The sequence below is a fragment of the Rhodococcus sp. PSi06 genome (assembly GCF_054960675.1).
In genome coordinates, this window is record NZ_JBHNYO010000007.1 from 81221 (window position 1) to 98109 (window position 16889).

Annotated in this window: 15 protein-coding genes; 11 read left to right on the top strand and 4 right to left on the bottom strand. The window is 65.2% G+C overall.

Annotated elements, in window-relative coordinates:
- Nucleotides 1-14 precede the first annotated feature (14 nt).
- Both ACFI9K_RS11110 and ACFI9K_RS11115 read left to right on the top strand, forming a co-directional pair.
- Nucleotides 15-185: a hypothetical protein gene (locus tag ACFI9K_RS11110; RefSeq protein ID WP_462663545.1), complete on the top strand. Its 171-nt coding sequence runs from the start codon at nt 15-17 to the stop codon at nt 183-185.
- A 126-nt stretch (nt 186-311) separates the two neighbouring features.
- Nucleotides 312-677: a response regulator transcription factor gene (locus ACFI9K_RS11115; protein WP_462663546.1), complete on the top strand. Its 366-nt coding sequence runs from the start codon at nt 312-314 to the stop codon at nt 675-677.
- 34 nt (nt 678-711) lie between these two features.
- On the opposite strand, the gene ACFI9K_RS11120 is transcribed toward ACFI9K_RS11115, so the two are convergent.
- Together ACFI9K_RS11120 and ACFI9K_RS11125 are read right to left on the bottom strand one after the other, a co-directional pair.
- Nucleotides 712-1809, bottom strand: a complete 1098-nt coding sequence (locus ACFI9K_RS11120; protein ID WP_462663547.1) for a DUF475 domain-containing protein — start codon at nt 1807-1809, stop codon at nt 712-714.
- A gap of 126 nt (nt 1810-1935) precedes the next feature.
- A complete protein-coding gene (locus ACFI9K_RS11125) occupies nt 1936-2511 on the bottom strand; it encodes a TerD family protein (protein ID WP_027495074.1) in 576 nt (191 codons plus the stop codon).
- Nucleotides 2512-2731: 220 nt separating this feature from the next.
- On the opposite strand from ACFI9K_RS11125, the gene ACFI9K_RS11130 reads away from it, so the two are divergent.
- From ACFI9K_RS11130 to ACFI9K_RS11170, 9 genes are all read left to right on the top strand, one after another.
- Nucleotides 2732-3817 carry a hypothetical protein gene (locus tag ACFI9K_RS11130; protein ID WP_462663663.1) on the top strand — a complete coding sequence of 362 codons (1086 nt, stop codon included), beginning with the start codon at nt 2732-2734 and terminating at the stop codon, nt 3815-3817.
- Between the two features lie 23 nt (nt 3818-3840).
- On the top strand, nt 3841-4989 hold the full coding sequence (locus ACFI9K_RS11135; protein ID WP_462663548.1) for an HpcH/HpaI aldolase/citrate lyase family protein: 1149 nt from the start codon (nt 3841-3843) through the stop codon (nt 4987-4989).
- A complete protein-coding gene (locus ACFI9K_RS11140) occupies nt 4986-7319 on the top strand; it encodes a phosphoribosyltransferase (RefSeq protein WP_462663549.1) in 2334 nt (777 codons plus the stop codon). The genes ACFI9K_RS11135 and ACFI9K_RS11140 overlap by 4 nt, the downstream gene beginning before the upstream one ends.
- Entirely contained in the window at nt 7316-8119 is an 804-nt protein-coding gene (locus ACFI9K_RS11145) for an HAD family hydrolase (protein WP_462663550.1), read from the top strand. The genes ACFI9K_RS11140 and ACFI9K_RS11145 overlap by 4 nt, the downstream gene beginning before the upstream one ends.
- Nucleotides 8120-8158: 39 nt before the next feature.
- Entirely contained in the window at nt 8159-9595 is a 1437-nt protein-coding gene (locus tag ACFI9K_RS11150; RefSeq protein ID WP_462663551.1) for a WXG100 family type VII secretion target, read from the top strand.
- A gap of 2 nt (nt 9596-9597) precedes the next feature.
- Nucleotides 9598-10344 carry an ESX secretion-associated protein EspG gene (locus ACFI9K_RS11155; protein WP_462663552.1) on the top strand — a complete coding sequence of 249 codons (747 nt, stop codon included), beginning with the start codon at nt 9598-9600 and terminating at the stop codon, nt 10342-10344.
- Nucleotides 10345-10429: 85 nt separating this feature from the next.
- Nucleotides 10430-11029 carry a hypothetical protein gene (locus ACFI9K_RS11160; RefSeq protein WP_462663553.1) on the top strand — a complete coding sequence of 200 codons (600 nt, stop codon included), beginning with the start codon at nt 10430-10432 and terminating at the stop codon, nt 11027-11029.
- Nucleotides 11029-11256, top strand: coding sequence for a helix-turn-helix domain-containing protein (locus ACFI9K_RS11165; RefSeq protein WP_462663554.1), 228 nt, complete (start codon nt 11029-11031; stop codon nt 11254-11256). Before ACFI9K_RS11160 ends, ACFI9K_RS11165 begins: the two co-directional genes overlap by 1 nt.
- Nucleotides 11257-11301: 45 nt before the next feature.
- Entirely contained in the window at nt 11302-12585 is a 1284-nt protein-coding gene (locus ACFI9K_RS11170) for a TerD family protein (RefSeq protein WP_462663555.1), read from the top strand.
- On the opposite strand, the gene ACFI9K_RS11175 is transcribed toward ACFI9K_RS11170, so the two are convergent.
- The gene (locus tag ACFI9K_RS11175; RefSeq protein ID WP_462663664.1) at nt 12560-14020 is read right to left on the bottom strand and encodes a glycosyltransferase family 87 protein; all 1461 of its coding nucleotides are present in this window, start codon (nt 14018-14020) and stop codon (nt 12560-12562) included. The genes ACFI9K_RS11170 and ACFI9K_RS11175 overlap by 26 nt on opposite strands.
- Before the next feature lie 139 nt (nt 14021-14159).
- Nucleotides 14160-16697: a transglycosylase domain-containing protein gene (locus ACFI9K_RS11180; RefSeq protein ID WP_462663665.1), complete on the bottom strand. Its 2538-nt coding sequence runs from the start codon at nt 16695-16697 to the stop codon at nt 14160-14162.
- Nucleotides 16698-16889 lie beyond the last annotated feature (192 nt).

Genomic DNA, 16889 nt, shown 5'->3' on the forward strand with positions numbered 1-16889 from the left:
CAATCTCGCAGCGTGTGAGCAGTGCGGTTTCCGGTGCACTTCGAGGTGCCGAGGGCGGCATCGTGACCGCCCGAATTCTGCCGCCCGGCCGGGCATCGGTCGCGTCCATCCTGGTCAGCGGCTCGAGCGGGGACGTGCGCATCGAGCTCGATGCCGACGGGCACGAGTCTGTCGTATCGCCGTGACACGCTGACGCGAAAGTTGACGTTTCAAGGCCCCCATAAATCAGGGCAGAAAAGCTGGGCTTTACCTGTGAGAATCATGCACGTTGGTTTAGTAGGTCTCAACCACTTCGGCGTCCGGGAGATTTGATGTCTGCACTGCTCGACCCCTTGCCCTCTGCGAACAACGCGTCGGCCCCGACGGCACGCCGGTCGCTGCGGCCTATCGGCCTGGTCCCGACCGCGATGCAGATACACCCGGTACCGGCCCCGCCCAGCCCGTTCCCGGCTCGACCCGGCTTGACCGACCGCGAGATCGAGGTGCTGCTCTGCTGGATCAAGCACGATTCCAAGACCGAGGTGGCCAGGGCACTGTTTCTCTCGCTCGGCACCGTCAACACGCACCTCACCCGCATTCGCGCGAAGTACACCTCGGTAGGACGTCCGGCACCGACCAAAGCCGGTTTGGTGGCCAGGGCTTTGCAAGACGGTTTGGTGGACATCGCGGAACTGTGACCCGCCGTGCCGAGAGCACGGCAGGGCCACGGGATCAGACGTGGATCTCGGTGTCCGCGCCTTCCTTCTCGAGACGCTTGTTGCGTCGGATGCTGCTCAACAGCGCAGCTCCGATGAACAGGATGCCCACGAAGCCGGTGATCAGTTCGTTGATGTGAACGCCGATCGACACCAACAGGATGATCGACAGCGCACCGATGGCCCAGTGTGCGCCGTGCTCGAGGTAGACGTAATCGGACAACGTTCCCTTGCGTACGAGGAACACCGTGATCGAGCGGACGAACATCGCGCCGATGAAGCCCAGGCCGAGCGCGATGATGATCGGGTCTGCGGTGATGGCGAACGCACCGATGACGCCGTCGAACGAGAAGGACGCGTCGAGCACCTCGAGGTACAGGAACAGGAAGAACCCGGCCTTACCCGTCGCTCTCGCCAGCTCACTAGGTCCGCTGGAGGACTCTTCGCCCTCTTCTTCGACGTGGAACAACTCGCCCAGACCGTTCACCGCGATGTACGTGATCATGCCCAGCACACCGGAGACCATGACGGTGGAGATCTTGTCGTCCTCGGCCAGGAACTCTGCGCTCAGAACCAACAACAGACCTGCGACGACGACGGAGAGCTGATCGAGTCGACCGATGCGGGCCAGTGGCTCCTCCAACCAGCTCAGCCACGTGATCTCGCGATCCTCGAAGATGAAGCCGAGGAACAGCATCAGCAGGAACATGCCGCCGAACGCCGCAATCTGTGGATGCGCGTCGGTGAGCAGAGTTTCGTAGCTGGGCCGTCCGTCGTCGAAGTACGCAGCGTCGTTCGGCGGCGGGTTCAGCGCCAGATCGATCGCTGCCACGGGGCCGAGGCCCGACGCTGCCCACACGATGACCAACGGGAACAGCAGGCGCATGCCGAAGACGGCGATGATGATGCCGATAGTGAGGAAGATCTTCTGCCAGAACTCGCTCATTCGTCGCAGCACGGTGGCATTGATGACGGCGTTGTCGAAGGACAGTGATACTTCGAGCACACCGAGGATGAGGACGAGAATCATCGCCTCGAGTCCGCCGTACAGGAAGGCCACGATGACGGACACGATGGTGACCGCGATCGACCAGCCGAAGATTCTCATAACCACAGTCGGTGGCCTTTCTGGCGAGGAACGGAGCCTGCAGAGGTGGTCCGGAGAGGTGACAAAACGGGAAAACCCCCGCCCATCATGAATGACGAAGCGGGGGTATCCCCAATCTTGGGAGTGTCTTTACTAGACATTTACTCCGAAGTCGCGAGCGATGCCGGCAAGGCCGGATGCGTAGCCCTGACCGACTGCGCGGAACTTCCACTCCGCGCCGTTGCGGTACAGCTCACCGAAGACCATGGCGGTCTCGGTGGAGGCGTCCTCGCTGAGGTCGTAGCGCGCGAGCTCGGAGTTGTCGGCCTGGTTGATCACGCGGATGAACGCGTTACGCACCTGACCGAACGACTGCGAGCGAGCGTCCGCATCGTAGATCGATACGGGGAAGGTGATGGTCTCGATCTCCGGCGGTACCGCAGCGAGATCGACCTTGATCTGCTCGTCGTCGCCGTCGCCTTCGCCGGTGGTGTTGTCCCCGGTGTGCTCGATGGAGCCGTCGGGAGACTTCAAGTTGTTGAAGAACACGAAGTGTCCGTCGCTGAGAGCCTTCTTCGTCGAGTTCAGCGCGATGGCGCTGGCATCGAGGTCGAAGTCGGTACCGGTCGTCGTGCGGATGTCCCACCCGAGTCCGACCACGACCGCGGTCAGGTTCGGAGCTGCCTTGGTGAGCGAGACATTGCCACCCTTGCTGAGGCTGACGCCCATGGAGAGGTCCTTTCGCAAATGGTTTCCCGTTACGGGTACAACCGTAGTGGGAATGTCCGGTTTCTGGACGTACTCGATCAACGAGCACGGTGATGCGGAGGTTCCCGTCGGTAGTATCGAGCAGGTGACAAGTCGCTGGCCTGGGGTGTTTCGCCGAGGTTCCGAATCGGACGCCGCCGCGCGTCGTTCCCAGGACACTGCTGTCGCCGCCTTCCTAGACATGGACAAGCGACAGTCCATCGCGTCCGCCGGCGTCGAGGCCTCCACCGCGCTACGTCCGCAGGACGGGCTGGCCCGCCGGTGGGCCGATACCGAGAAGCTGTGCTTCGATGCCGGAGCCGCGTACCTCGCCGCAACCGAGCAATTCGACGGAATCACCACCGCTGCCGCCAGATCTGCATTCGACAACGCGACCCGACTGCTGCACGACGCCAGCGCGGCCGTCGACCGGTTCTACGACGCCCACCGGGGCACTCTGGAGCAGGCCTCGTCGCAGTTCGCGGCCACCCCGCGATTGGTTCAGGATGCGTTGGCTGAGGCCGATGCCGCCCGCGCCACCGTCGACGAGCAGTACGCCGGGTATCCCTCGCTCCGTCAGGCATGGAACGAACTCGATTCTGCGACAACAGCATTGAAGAACAATCAACGAGATCCACTGCGCGCGCGTGATCACGCGACCCAGGTTCGCGAACGTGCCGCCGCTCTACGCGCGGCAGTGGACTCGGCACCCGGACGACTGCAGGAAGCCAGAACGGCCCTGTCCTCCGTCCGCACCAGGATCGAGGCCGTCCGAACACGATCCGAGGGTATCGCCCCTGCCTTCTCCAGCCTGCTTCGCGAATTCAACGCCAAGAGCTCGGCGGATCTCTCGCGCAACGAACGGTCCAGTGCGCGCCACATCGAGCAGGCGGACGAGGACCTGAGGGCTGCACGTTCGGCCCTCGACGCCGGTAACCCCGAGCAGTCCTTGGAGCTGGTGACCCAGGCGCGAAGCCACCTGAGCGACGCAGAGCACTTGGTGGACGCGGTGACCGACCGAGTTCGGCTGCTGCGCGCGGTGAAGGCAGACCCGAAAGAGACCGAGAACAAAGTGCGGTTCAAACTGCGTGACGCGCAACAACTCGCGATCAATCGCGGCCTGGTTGCCGAATGGGGCTCGGTGTTGGATGCTCAGCTCGCCCGGATCGACAGGGCGAGCTCGGCCCTGACGGGAACCCATCCCGACTACTGGTCATATCTGCAGGATCTGAATACCATTTCGGACTTCATCGCAGGCGTGATCGAACGCATGCGCGGCTCGCACTGATCACATTCACACGAAGGACAGTGGTGCAACACTTTCGCCATCTCGACGCAGACACCCGTGCACGTGTGTTCTTCCGGCGACCGGAGGACATCGAGACGAGCGACGGAAACGACGTCGTGGCAACAGCTCTCGGTGCCACGCTGTATATCCCGGCAACGCGCCCCGACCTGACCGCGACGGTGAACAAGCGCACCGACGAGGGTGTGCGGTCCATCGTCATCGATCTGGAAGACGCTGTCGCAGATCACGATCTGGACGACGCGTTGGCAAACGCCATCCGAACTCTGAACGAACTCTCGGGTTCGAATTCGTTGGTGTTCGTCCGGGCCCGCACCCCCGAACACATCCGAACCATCTGCGCCGGTCTCACTCGGGGCGCCGGTGGACTCGCGGGGTTCGTCGTGCCGAAGTTCACCGCGGCACGCGGAGCCGACTTTCTCGACGAGATAGTCGCTGCGTCACAGGCACACGGCACCCGCCTGTTCGCGATGCCCGTGCTCGAATCGCCCGAGGTGGTGCACCGAGAGACCCGCGACACCGAACTGGTTGCCATCCGGGAACTACTCGGGAACTACCGCGACACGGTGTTGGCCGTACGGATCGGAGCCACCGACATGTGTGGCACCTTCGGCATCCGACGCGACCGCGACCTGACGATCTACGACGTCCGAGTCGTCGCCGACGTCATCAGCGCCATCGTCAACCACTTGGGGCGCAACGACGGATCTGGATTCGTCATCACCGGCCCGGTGTGGGAGTACTTCGCAGACCACGAACGCATGTTCCGACCGTTGCTCCGGCAGACACCCTTCGTCGACCAGGACGCCGTCCGCTTCCGCCAACAACTGGTGAGCAGTGACCTCGACGCCCTGTTGCGCGAGGTTGCTCTCGACCGGGCCAACGGCATCCAGGGCAAGACCGTCATCCATCCCTCGCACGTCCCCGCCGTGCACGCATTGTCCGCGGTGACGCACGAGGAGTATCACGATGCCCTCGACATCCTCTCATCCGACCAGGGTGGCGTACAGGCGTCCGGTTACCGGAACAAGATGAACGAACTGGGCCCACATCGTAATTGGGCGAAGCAGACGGTACTGCGAGCCAAGGCTTTCGGGGTGACCAACGAAGGAATTACATTCGTGGACCTACTGACCGCGCTGGCCCAGCGATGAACCACAATCCGGCCGACGGCATCGTCCTGTCCGACACCGGCACGTCGTCGTCCTGGACTGCCACGCAACTGGTTCGGCCCGGTCTGCGGCGCAACCCCCGGCGTGCCCACCTGCTGGTCTCGACCGTGCTGGGCAAGCACATCCCCGTCGATCCCGAGGTCGTCATCGCGGCCGGGAAAGAACTGGCGACCCTCGTCTCCGCCGCCGTGGACGGGTCCGATGTCGATGTGCTCGGATTCGCCGAGACCGCAACCGGATTGGGGCACACCGTGGCGAACGCCCTGGGTGCACACTGCTACCTGCACTCGACCCGCCGCACCGTTCCCGGAATGACCGTCCACGGTGAGTTCGAGGAAGGTCACTCCCACGCCACCGACCACCTGCTGATGCCGACTTCCCCCGACCTTCTCGCCGGCGAGCTGCCGATGGTTCTGGTGGACGACGAGATCTCGACCGGAGCCACCGCGCTGGATGCGTTGCGCCACATTCACTCGGCGGCCGGACGCACGCACTACGTGATCGCATCCCTGGTCGATATGCGCACCGAGGAACATCTCTCTGCTGCCGCAGCGGTGGCCGCCGAACTCGACATCAGGATCGACAACGTGAGCCTGGCACAGGGATCGGTCGATCTCGCTTCCGGACTGACGGAGACGGTGCTCGCACTTCCTGATCCGGAGTTCAATCCCGTTGCCGATCGGCCCGGTTCGGTGCGTCGGGTCGACGCATTGTGGCCAGCGACGCTGCCCGACGGCGGACGGCACGGCTTTCTGCGCTCCGACACCGCCGGCTTCGACCTCGCGATCGACACCGTGGCAGCGGTCGTGGATGCTGCGCTGGCCGACGCGACATCGGTGGTGGTGATCGGCCACGAGGAGCTGATGTACCTACCGCTCCGCCTGGCGGCCGCGCTACAGGAACTGGGCCACACCGCACTGTTTCAGACCACGACTCGTTCACCGGCGTACGTACTGGACGTACCCGGCTACCCACTGCGGCGCGGTTTCGAATTCGCCGCCCCCGAGGACGAATCAGGACTGCGATACCTCTACAACGCATCGGCACCGAACGACGCGACGCTGGTGCTGGTTGCCGATGCCCCCGCAGACACCGACGCTCTCGCAGCCGCGGCCGAGACTCTCGCCGCCTCGGGTGCCGACGTGGTGCTCGTCGTCGTCACCGGTGCAGACCCGGTAGCCCTCGAGGTCGCTCGGCGCGCCCGACCGCTTCGCGGGCCCGAGTTCGGTTCGTACGCAGCCGACGAGGTCACCTGGTTACTCAAGGATCTCTCGACCGTGTCGCTGGAAGCCGATGTCGACGAGCGCGAGAAGGCGATTCAGGCCGGTACAGCCCATTACGCCGAATCGCTGCCGGTCGAGTACCAACCGGATCTCGCCTATCGCGAACTGTTCGAGAAGGTGTTGCAGGAGAGCGCATCACGGCTGGCGGTCGCGGTCGGCACCGTCACCGAGGTCGTGCTGGTCGAGCGCGGACACGACATCACCCTTGCTTCCCTCGCACGCGCCGGCACCCCCGTCGGAATCCTGATGCGGCGCTGGGCATTCGCGGCCCACGGGATCGACATTCCGCACTACGCCGTCTCGATCGTTCGCGATCGAGGCATCGACGCGGTGGCCCTGCGATACCTCGCCGAGCATCACGATCCACGTTCGGTGGTGTTCGTCGACGGCTGGACCGGCAAGGGAGCCATCGCACGCGAACTCACTGCGGCATTACGCGCGTTCCCAGGGGCGGAGTTCGACGACGACCTGGCAGTGCTGGCCGATCCGGGCAACTGCGCACGCACCTACGGCACGCGAGACGACTTCCTCATCGCGTCGGCCTGCCTCAACTCGACCGTCTCCGGCCTGGTTTCACGAACTGTGCTCAACGACAGCCTGATCCGACCAGGGGACTTTCACGGCGCGAAGTACTACGTCGACCTCGCGCCCGACGACGTCTCCCGCCACCTGCTCGACACCGTCGCCGCGCGTTTCGGCGACGTCCGCGACGAGGTGGACGACTCGGTGGCCGCAGTACTCCGCTCCGACCGAACCCCCACCTGGTCGGGCTGGGCATCGGTGGAGAAAGTCCGTGCGGAGTACGGCATCTCGCACGTCAATTTCGTCAAACCCGGCGTCGGTGAAACCACCCGGGTCCTGCTGCGTCGAGTTCCGTGGCGAGTGCTGGTGCGCGACGCCGATGCGCCCGAACACGAACACATCCGGATGCTCGCCGCCGCCAGGGGAGTACCGGTGGACGTGGTGCCCGACCTCGCCTATTCGTGCATGGGACTGATCAAGAACGTCTCCGCCGAGGACGCGTCGTGAGCGCTCTGGTCGCGGTGGACCTGGACCGGACGATGATCTACTCGGAAGGGGCGCTCGGGGTACCGCTGGACGACGGGTTCGAATGCGTGGAGGTGTACGAGGGAAAACCGTTGTCCTACATGAGTACTCGTTCCGTCTCACTGTTACGCGAGTTGAGCGAGAGTGTCGTCGTGGTGCCGACCACTACTCGTACCATCGAACAATTCCAACGGATCTCGCTCCCAGGAGCCCCGTGGCGATACGCCATCACCAGCAACGGCGGCAACATCCTCGTCGACGGTGAGCCGGATACACAGTGGCGCAACAGCTTCGACATGGACCTCGCCGGGATCGGTGCCGAATTGAGATCGCGAGTGTCCGAGGACTGGGTACTCAAGTACCGCGAGGCCGACGGTCTGTTCTGCTATCTGGTGGTGAACACGGCCCAGGTGCCGAAGGATTTCGTTTCCGAGTGGTCGCAGTGGTGTGCCGCGCGGGACTGGAACGTCTCGCAGCAGGGACGCAAGATCTACACGATGCCCAACGCGGTGTGCAAGAGTTCCGCGGTGGCCGAGGTTCAGTCCCGGCTGATCGACGACGGAACCCTGGACGCCGAAGCCCCGATCTTCGCCGCAGGTGACGGTGCGCTCGACGCCGAGATGCTCATCGCGGCACACGCGGCGATCCGTCCGCGGCACGGCGAACTCGAGCTGCTGGGTTTCGCCCGCCCCGGGTTGGTGGTCACCGATTCCTCCGGTGTGCGGGCCAGCGAGGAAATTCTCGAATGGCTACGGAACCGAACTGCCATGCGCCGCGTCTAACAGGTCGTCGGGGGGACAGGCGCGTGGCAAGGGGTGGGCATGGCGAATCCGTACGAGGAACTCCAAGAGCAGGTGCAGGCCTTCATCGATCACGGTCCTGCAGCCGGCTTCGGTCCCGAGGCCGTCAACTCGTTGATCGAGAACACGTTCTCGAAGAAGAACGGTTCCTACGGGTACGAGGGTGAGTACGAACCGAACGAAGTCGTGGTCACCGAGCCGTTCGAGGTGATGAAGCACGCGGAGATCCTGCAGAAGGTCAACACGCTTGCAGCGGGGTCGATATCGACGTCGTCGCAGAACTGGAACGACTTGGCCGCCGCAGCCACCGAAGGATCCGACGGCTTCCGGAACGGCATCGAGAGCGCGATGAGTTCCGGCTGGTCCGGGCCCACCTCCACCGCCGTGCGGGGCGGGATCGGCGACTACACGTCCTCGGCCACCGCGCTGTCCACCGCCATGACCATGATCAGCAACAAACTGCTCGAGGCACACGCAGGATTCACCCAGACCAGGGCTGCAGTCCCTCCGATCGTCGACATCGGCGTCGGGGCGAGCATGCTCGAGTCGTCGTTTCCGAGTGGCCTGCCGTTCGCCGATTCCATCAAGGAAATTGCGCGACTGCACGACGAGCAGGAAGAGCAGGCACGCCAGGTCATGCGATCGGTCTACGTTCCCGGGGTACTGCAATCCGACGCCCAGGTGCCGGTGCTGCCTGCCGCACACAACCCCGTCGCCGACGGTGGTGGCGGCGGCGGTTCGCCCGCCGGCTGGGGGTCGGGCGGCAGCTGGGGGTCGGGCGGCAGCTGGGGGTCGGGCGGCGGAGGAGGCGGATCCACCGGGGGTGTCGATGCGGGGCCGGCCGCCAACGATGCCGCTCGGACGCAACCCGAAGGCGCGGAGCCCGCCGATGCCGGGCGGCCAGGAACTGGAGCGGAACAGTCGGCGTCCGGGCAAGCGAGATCGCTGCCGCCGTCCGACAGTACCGGTGAGACGCGTGCCGCTTCGGCGTCCGGACCCGGAACTACCGGCGGCTCCGGAGCTGGTCCTGGATCCGGCAACGGCTATGGCGGCTCGGGTTACAACGGCTCGAATTACGGCAGCTCGGGTTACGGCGGCGGCGGCGCGGGAGCCGGGGCAGGTTACGGCGGCGGCGCGGGCGGCGGCTACGGCAACGCCGGATACGGCTCCGTTCTCGGCTCACCGATCGGCGGCAACGGGACCACCGGTGGCGGATCGGGCAGTGGTGGATTGGGCAGTGGTGGTCCGGGCAGCGGTGGGCCGGGTGGCGCAGCGGCAGCCGGACGGGCAGGGGCGCACGGCACACCCGGAATGGGGGGCATGGGCGCAGGAGGTGCCAGAGGAGCCGGCGACAACGACACCGACCATGCCACTCCGGGGTACCTGGTGGACGTCAGCAACGGTAGTGAGTTGATCGGTGATCTACCGCTGGTAGCGCCCCCGGTACTCGGCGGTTGAGGATGACGAACTGGACCATGGACGGCATCGATTTCATGATGCTCTGCAGTCGATTCGGACGGGACCGACTGCCCTATCCCCTCGCGGTCACCATCGACGTCGACACCCAGGATCGGTACCAACTGATGCGCCGGGAAGCATCGGCGAGAATCGATGCGCTGATAGACGACGATCTGGGCACAGCGGTCCGCGCCTTCATCGACCCGATCGTACGAATCGAATGTCGCGGCGACACAACAGATCCCCGTCGAGGAACGGTCCGCGCCCATGCAGCGGTGCGACACGATGTTGCCGTGGTGCTCACCCAGCAGCCCGGGCCCGACGCCTCCTCGGGAGGTGCCGTCACGATCGAGTTGATCAGCCCGGCCCAAGCACCCGACCGAGTTCTGGGGTCCCTGCCGGCCAGCGCGGCGGGCCGACGACCGACCATGCGACTCGAACGTGCCGGGGCCACAACGACATCCGGGGGAAGGCATCTGTCCACGGCCACCCGTGACGCCACCGCCGACGAGCAGTTCCAGGCCTTCTTTCACCGACCACGCTCGGCGGCCGGTGAAATCATCGTGGCGCGCGGGAAGACGTACGACAATCGACGCGACACCGACGCCGTCGCGTTCTTCTGGATGGACTTCGATCGGGACGGGCGATACATCGTCTACTCCGAGGACACCATCGACATCCTGCCGGCCGATTCTGCCGGGTTGGCGTCGGAGATCGGACACCACATGGCGGTCGCGCTACGACGGTGATCATGCCCAACCCCTTGACGCCCTATCGATAAGCGATAGGGTATCGATATTCGTTGTTATCGACTATCGATATGGAGGCGGCGGGATGGCATACGGACTCGGCTCGGCACGAGCCAACAAATGGGCAATGGCGCTGTACGCGGCCATAGCGGTGGTGTGGTCGGGATGGAAGGCGTGGAAATACCATTCGTCGGACTACGTCCTCGCAACGGTCGAACCCATGCGGAACACCGCACCGGTAGAACTGTTCGGGGGCCAGCTGCAACCGGGAAACTCGATCGAACTCAGTGTCCCGAAAGCCGAAGTCGCACGGCTGATGGGCATCATCGACGTGATGCGATATGGCTCGATCGTCGTCGGGCTGGTGATCATCCTCGTGGGCATGCTGTTCTTCTACCGATTCTGCGACCGCGTGATAAACCGAAACCCCTTCACCAACGCTGCGCGCAACGACGTCGTCATGATCGGTGTCTGCATCATCGCGTACCCGGTCATCACCGGCTTCCTGAACATGCTCGGCACCAACAGCATCGTCGGCGCACTCGAACTGAGCCGAACCATAGACACCTCACGACCCGTCACCGGCTTGTGGATCGCGGTAGTGGTCGCTACCTTCCTGCAGTTCGTCTACGCCACGATCACTCAGGGCTCCAAGCTCGCTCGCGATGCCGATGGTCTGGTCTGATGGCGGACGAATTCGTCGACCATCTGGTCGTCTGCCATCTCGGCGATATTCTCGACGCCCGCGGCATGACGCTTGCCGAGCTCTCGCGTCTGGCCGGCGTCAGCGTCGTGAACCTCTCGGTACTCAAGAACGATCGCGCCAAGGCCATCCGATTCTCGACGCTCACCGCGGTATGCCGGGTGCTCGGCTGCACACCGGGCGACCTGTTCACCCTGCGCCAGATCTGATGCCGCTCGGCACCATCAGCCGGACAAATCGAACAAGTACATTGGATGGCGGTAACCAGCACTTCGAGAAGAGAGTCCACCACATTGTCTGCTCCGGCCGGTCAACCGTTGTCCAAGGGTCAGAACGGCCCCCTCACAGTCGGCGACGTCGTCGTCTCCATCGCTCTCGATGTTGCAGCCGATCTCTCCGCGCTCCTGGTCACCGACGCCGGAAAAGTGCGTACGGACGCCGATTTCGTGTTCTTCAATCAACCCACCGGCCCCGGCGTGCGGCTCGAGCCCGGCCAGGGAGGTCCGGCCCGGCTGGCTGTGTCGCTCGCCGCCGTTCCCACCGACATCGAACAGATCCGCGCGGTCATCACCTTGGACGACGCGTCGAGCAACTTCGGTCGTTCCACCGCTCCCGTCGCGCGGGTCAGCGACACCGCCGGAAACGTGTTGTACGAGTACACGATCGACGGCTTGAGCTCCGAATCCATCGTCATCGCGCTGGAGATCTACCGGCGCCAGGGAAGCTGGAAGGTTCGCGCCGTCGGGCAGGGTTACGCGGGTGGATTCGCCGCACTGGTGACCGATCATGGTGTATCCGTGGACGACGCCCCCGCTGCGACGCCGCCCTCAGCCGCTCCCGCACCTCCCGCGCCGGCCGCACCTGCCACGCCGCTGGCACCTTCCGCGCCACCGGCACCTCCCGCGGCTCCGGTTCGCAGCGAGGCACCGGAAGTCAGTCTCACCAAGTCCAAGCCCGTCAGTCTCACCAAGGGCCAGAAGGTCACGCTCCGCAAGGACGGCGGCGTGGCCCTGACGGTCATTCGGATGGGACTGGGCTGGGACCCGGTCACCACCCCGAAGAAGGGTGGCCTGTTCGGCGGCGGCGGTCGCGCCGCGAACATCGACCTGGACGCGTCGGCGATCATGCTCGCCGACCGCAATGTGAACGACGTCGTCTACTACGGCCAGCTCAAGGCCAAGGACGGCTCGATCGTGCACCAGGGCGACAATCTCACCGGTGAGGGCGAGGGGGACGACGAGGTCGTCGTCGTCGACCTCACGCGGGTGCCCCAGCACGTCACCGCGATCATCTTCACGGTCACCTCGTACCGCGGCCAGACGTTCGAGCAGGTGGCCAACGCATTCTGCCGTCTGGTGGACAACACGACCAACACCGAACTGGCCCGTTTCACCCTGCAGGGCGGCATGCCGTTCACCGGCCTGGTGATGGCGAAGGTGTATCGCCAGGGCAGCGAATGGAAACTACAGGCCATCGGCGACGGCATCGCGGCCAAGCATGCCGGTGAAGCCGTCAAACAGCTCGGCCGCTATATGTGACCGTGCGGGCCCCGGTCCGATCTACTGTCCGATCTGCAGCGCCGTCGAGCACGCCACCGAGCGGGTCGGCGGCGCTGCCGTTTCTGGTGAGGTCCTCGGACGGGCGGTAGATCTGTCGAATGATCAACGCGCACAATCCGATCACTGCGATATCGCGCACCACGACAGCCGCGGTGAACCACTGCTCGGGCAAGCCCTTGTTGTCCACGCCCAGGTAGTAGTACATCCGCGGGAACCACACGAAGGCATCGATTGCCATCCACGCCAACAGAATTCGGCGATGCGGTAGCGCCAGCACGGCCAGTGGAACCAGCCACAGCGAATACTGCGGGCTCCACACCTTGTTGGTGAGCAGGAATCCGGCCACCACCAGGAACACCAACTGCGCGAGCCGCGGCCGCACAGGGGCAGTCGTGCCGATGTACGCGATCACCGCGCACACGATGGCGAACAGCACCAACGTCACGGCGTTGAGGATCAGTGGCTTGGCCCCTGCGTACAGCGGACCGTCGAACCCGGGCCAGCCGGTGAACGAGGTGACCACGTTGTACAGCGAATCCGGATCGGCTCCGCGCTCGGAATTGAGCCGGAAGAACTCGTACCAGCCCGACGGATACAGCAGCGCCAGAGGAAGATTGACGGCCAGCCAGGCTCCGATTGCGGCACCGGCCGTCAGACCCCACTCCCGCATCCGTCCGGTCCGCCAGCACAGCACCAACATCGGGCCGAGGAACAACAGGGGATAGAGCTTGGTGGCACCGCCCAGACCGATCAGGATGCCGGCGAGAACCGGCCGCTTCTTGGCCCATGCCAACAGACCGGTGAGCGCGAAAGCCGCGGCCAGAGCGTCGAAATTGGTGAAACCGTGCACGATCACCAGCGGTGAGGCAGCCACCAGGGCCGCGTCCCAGATCCGACGTCCGGCAGCTATTGCCGTGGCCCACACGGTGACCAGCCAGGCGACAGCCAGACCCAGGGCGACCACGTTGAAGTACACGACGACGGGCAAGGCCTGGGGAAGGAAACTCAGCGAGTTCCACATCTTCCCGACGACCATCGAGCCGTACTGATACAGCCCAGCGAGCACCGGGTACTCCATGTACCGAACCTGCGTCGAGCCGTCGGCCTTGGTCTCTTCCCAGGACTTCTTGTACGGGAACGCGCCTTGGTCGAGTCGCTCGGCACCGTAGAGCGGCACAGTGTCCGAGTAGCACATCGCCACGTACTGGCGGCTGCCACTCCAATCCAATCCGAGCTCGCCGCCCGGGCCCACCGGAGCCTGCTGAATGCACGCCGCCTTCGCGAACCAACCGAAGGACAGGAAGATCACCGCCAGCAGCAGGATCACCCGCAGAGCGGTGAACCATCGTTGCCGTCCGATCACGGCATGTCGGCCGACCGGACCACCGACGACCGAGGACAGCTCCCCGACCATCGGATCGGTCCGACTGGGAAGATCTCTGCCCGCTGCGCTCCTGGGCAAATCTCGGCCCGCCGCGCTGGCCGAGTCGAGGCGACCGGGGCTCGCGAGTGCGCGACCCTTGCGATCGGGTTCGGTCGTCACCGGTGGGTCGCTACTGCCCGGGTGTTGCCGGTTCGGGCGCTGCCGGTGCCGGCTGGGCCGGTGCCAATCCGGGAAGCGGAATCGTCACGCCGGGCAGAATTTCCACCTGTCGCGGCGTGATGACGACCGGCGGGGAGATCTCCGTCGGAATCGGCAACGTCACCGGCGGCGGAGCGGACGGTGCCACCGTCGTGGCCGGGGCAGCCGGTGCCGAATACTGCGGCACGCCCGCCTGACCTGCGATGGCCTCCGGCGTCGGGAACGTCTCGTTGGAGGTGCCCTCGAGCGTGCCGTCGATTGTCGCCTTCCAGATGTCCGACGGTATGCCCGATCCGTAGATCGGACCGCCGTAACTGTTCTCCAGCGGCAGGCCCTGCTCCGTCCCGACCCACACCGCGGTCGACAGTGACGGGGTGTATCCGACCATCCAGGCGTCCTTGTTCTGTCCGGTGTCGCCGAGCTGCGCGGTACCGGTCTTGGCCGCCGACTGGCGACCGCCTGCGAGGTTGTGGCCGTTGGAGTATCCGGCAATCGGACGCATTGCCGACGTCACGTTGTCCGCGACCGCAGCCGAGACCACCTGCTGGCCCGCCTCGGGTGCACGATCGAGCAGCACCGTGCCGTCCGCCGTGACGACCTTCTGCACGAAGTGCGGGGTGTGGTAGACCCCGGACGCTGCGAGAGTGGCGTAGGCGGAGGCCATGTCGAGGACCCGAGACTGGTACTGGCCGAGCACGATTCCGTAGTTCGGGCCCGCGTTGTCGGGTTCGGTCAACGTGGGGCCGACGCCCTCGATCTCCTGCGGGATACCGAGCTTGTGGGCCATGTCCGCGATGGCCTGCGGTCCGTTGTCCATGCCGAGCATCATGCGATAGAAGCTCGTGTTGAGCGACCGCTTGAGGGCCTCGGCGATGGTGCACGTTCCACAGGACTCGCCCTCGACGTTGCTGATCTGGATGCCGTTGACCTCGAGCGAGGAGCTGTCGTACATCTTCGACAGCGGTATGCCCTGGTCCAGGGCAGCGGCGAGGCCGAACACCTTGAACGACGAACCGGTCTGCAGGCCCGATTGCGCGAAATCGAATCCACGCCCGTCCGCGCCGCCGTAGTACGAACGGACCGCGCCGGAGCGCGGATCGACCGACACCGACGCCGTCCGCAGCTCCGATGGTTCGCCCTCGAGGTTGTTCTCCACGGCCTCGACTGCAGCTGCCTGTGCCTTCGGATCGATCGTCGTGGTGATCTGCAGACCTTCGGTGTTGAGGTCCTGCTCACTGACCCCGGCAGCGGACAACTCACGCAGCACCTGGGCTTTGATCAGGCCGTTGGGGCCGGCGTCGTCGGCATCGCCGGAGTCCACCTGAGAGCTGGGAATCCACGCCGGATACTGCATCGCGGCTCGCTGGGTTTGGTCCAACTGGCCTTGCGAGACCATGCCGTCGAGCACGTAGTTCCAGCGCGACTGCGCGCCAGTGGGGTTGAATTCCGGATCCAGACCCGAGGGCTGCTGGATGGTCGCCGCCAGCACAGCGCCTTCTTCGACCGAGAGCTGATCGACCGACTTACCGAAATATGCCGTCGACGCGGCTGCGATGCCGTACGCACCGCGGCCGAAGTAGATGGTGTTGAGGTACGCCGCGAGAATGTCGTCCTTGGACCACTGCCGCGCCATCTTCGAGGAAATGACCAGCTCACGCATCTTTCGTGTCAGCGTCCGATCGTTGCCGACCAGAGCGTTCTTCACGTACTGCTGGGTGATGGTCGAACCGCCTCCGGCGCTGTCGCGTCCGAGCACGTTGTCGCGCAATGCGCGGCCGAAGCCGGTCACCGAGAAACCGGGGTTGGAGTAGAAGTCGCGATCCTCCGCCGACAGCACGGCGTTACGCACGTGCTCCGGAATCTGGTCGATCGTCACGTCGGTCCGGTTGCCTTCGGGGGGAACCACTTTCCCGAGCACGCTCGAGCCGTCGGACGCGAAGATGGTTGCGACCTGATTGGTTCTGAGGTCACCGGGCCGCGGAACGTCCACCAGCGTGTAGGCCACCATGAAGGCCAGAATCGGCACGATCAGACCCAAGGCGACCAACGCATACATCGTGCGCCGAACGACCCGCCACTTGGATTTCTTCTTCGTTTTCGCGGCGGGACCTCTTTCGGGCGGCTCGGGCGGTTCGTTGCCCGAGGAGCGAGCTGATGGATCGTTCGGTTCGTACGGGGGTGGGACGGATCCCGATCGGGTGATTCCGGCCGCGGCGGATGCCGGCCCTACTGCCGAGTGCACAGGCGGCTCGCCGTAGCGACGCTCGCCAGGGGGCCGACCCTGCGGTGCCGCGGGACGCCGGCCGGTAGCCGGTCCGGGACGCTGACCGGGCGGCGGCATAGGTGGCCGACCCTGCGGCGGCATCGGACGCTGACCGGGCGGCGGCATGGGCGGCCGTCCCTGCGGCGGCATCGGGCGCTGACCGGGGGGAGGCCCGGGGCGCTGACCGGGAGGAGGACCGGGCCGTTGACCCGGGGGAGGACCGGGGCGCTGACCGGGCGGCGGCATCGACGGCCGACCCTGCGGCGGCATAGGACGCTGACCGGGAGGAGGTACCGGACGACGCCCGGGCGGATCGGAATGTCTGCTGCCGCGCGGCGGACCGGGCACGTCGGGACGCCGTCCGGAGTCGCTACGGCCAGGTTCGTTGTTACCCGGGTTGTTGTCGTAGGGGGAACTCACGTACGGATCTCCAGTAAT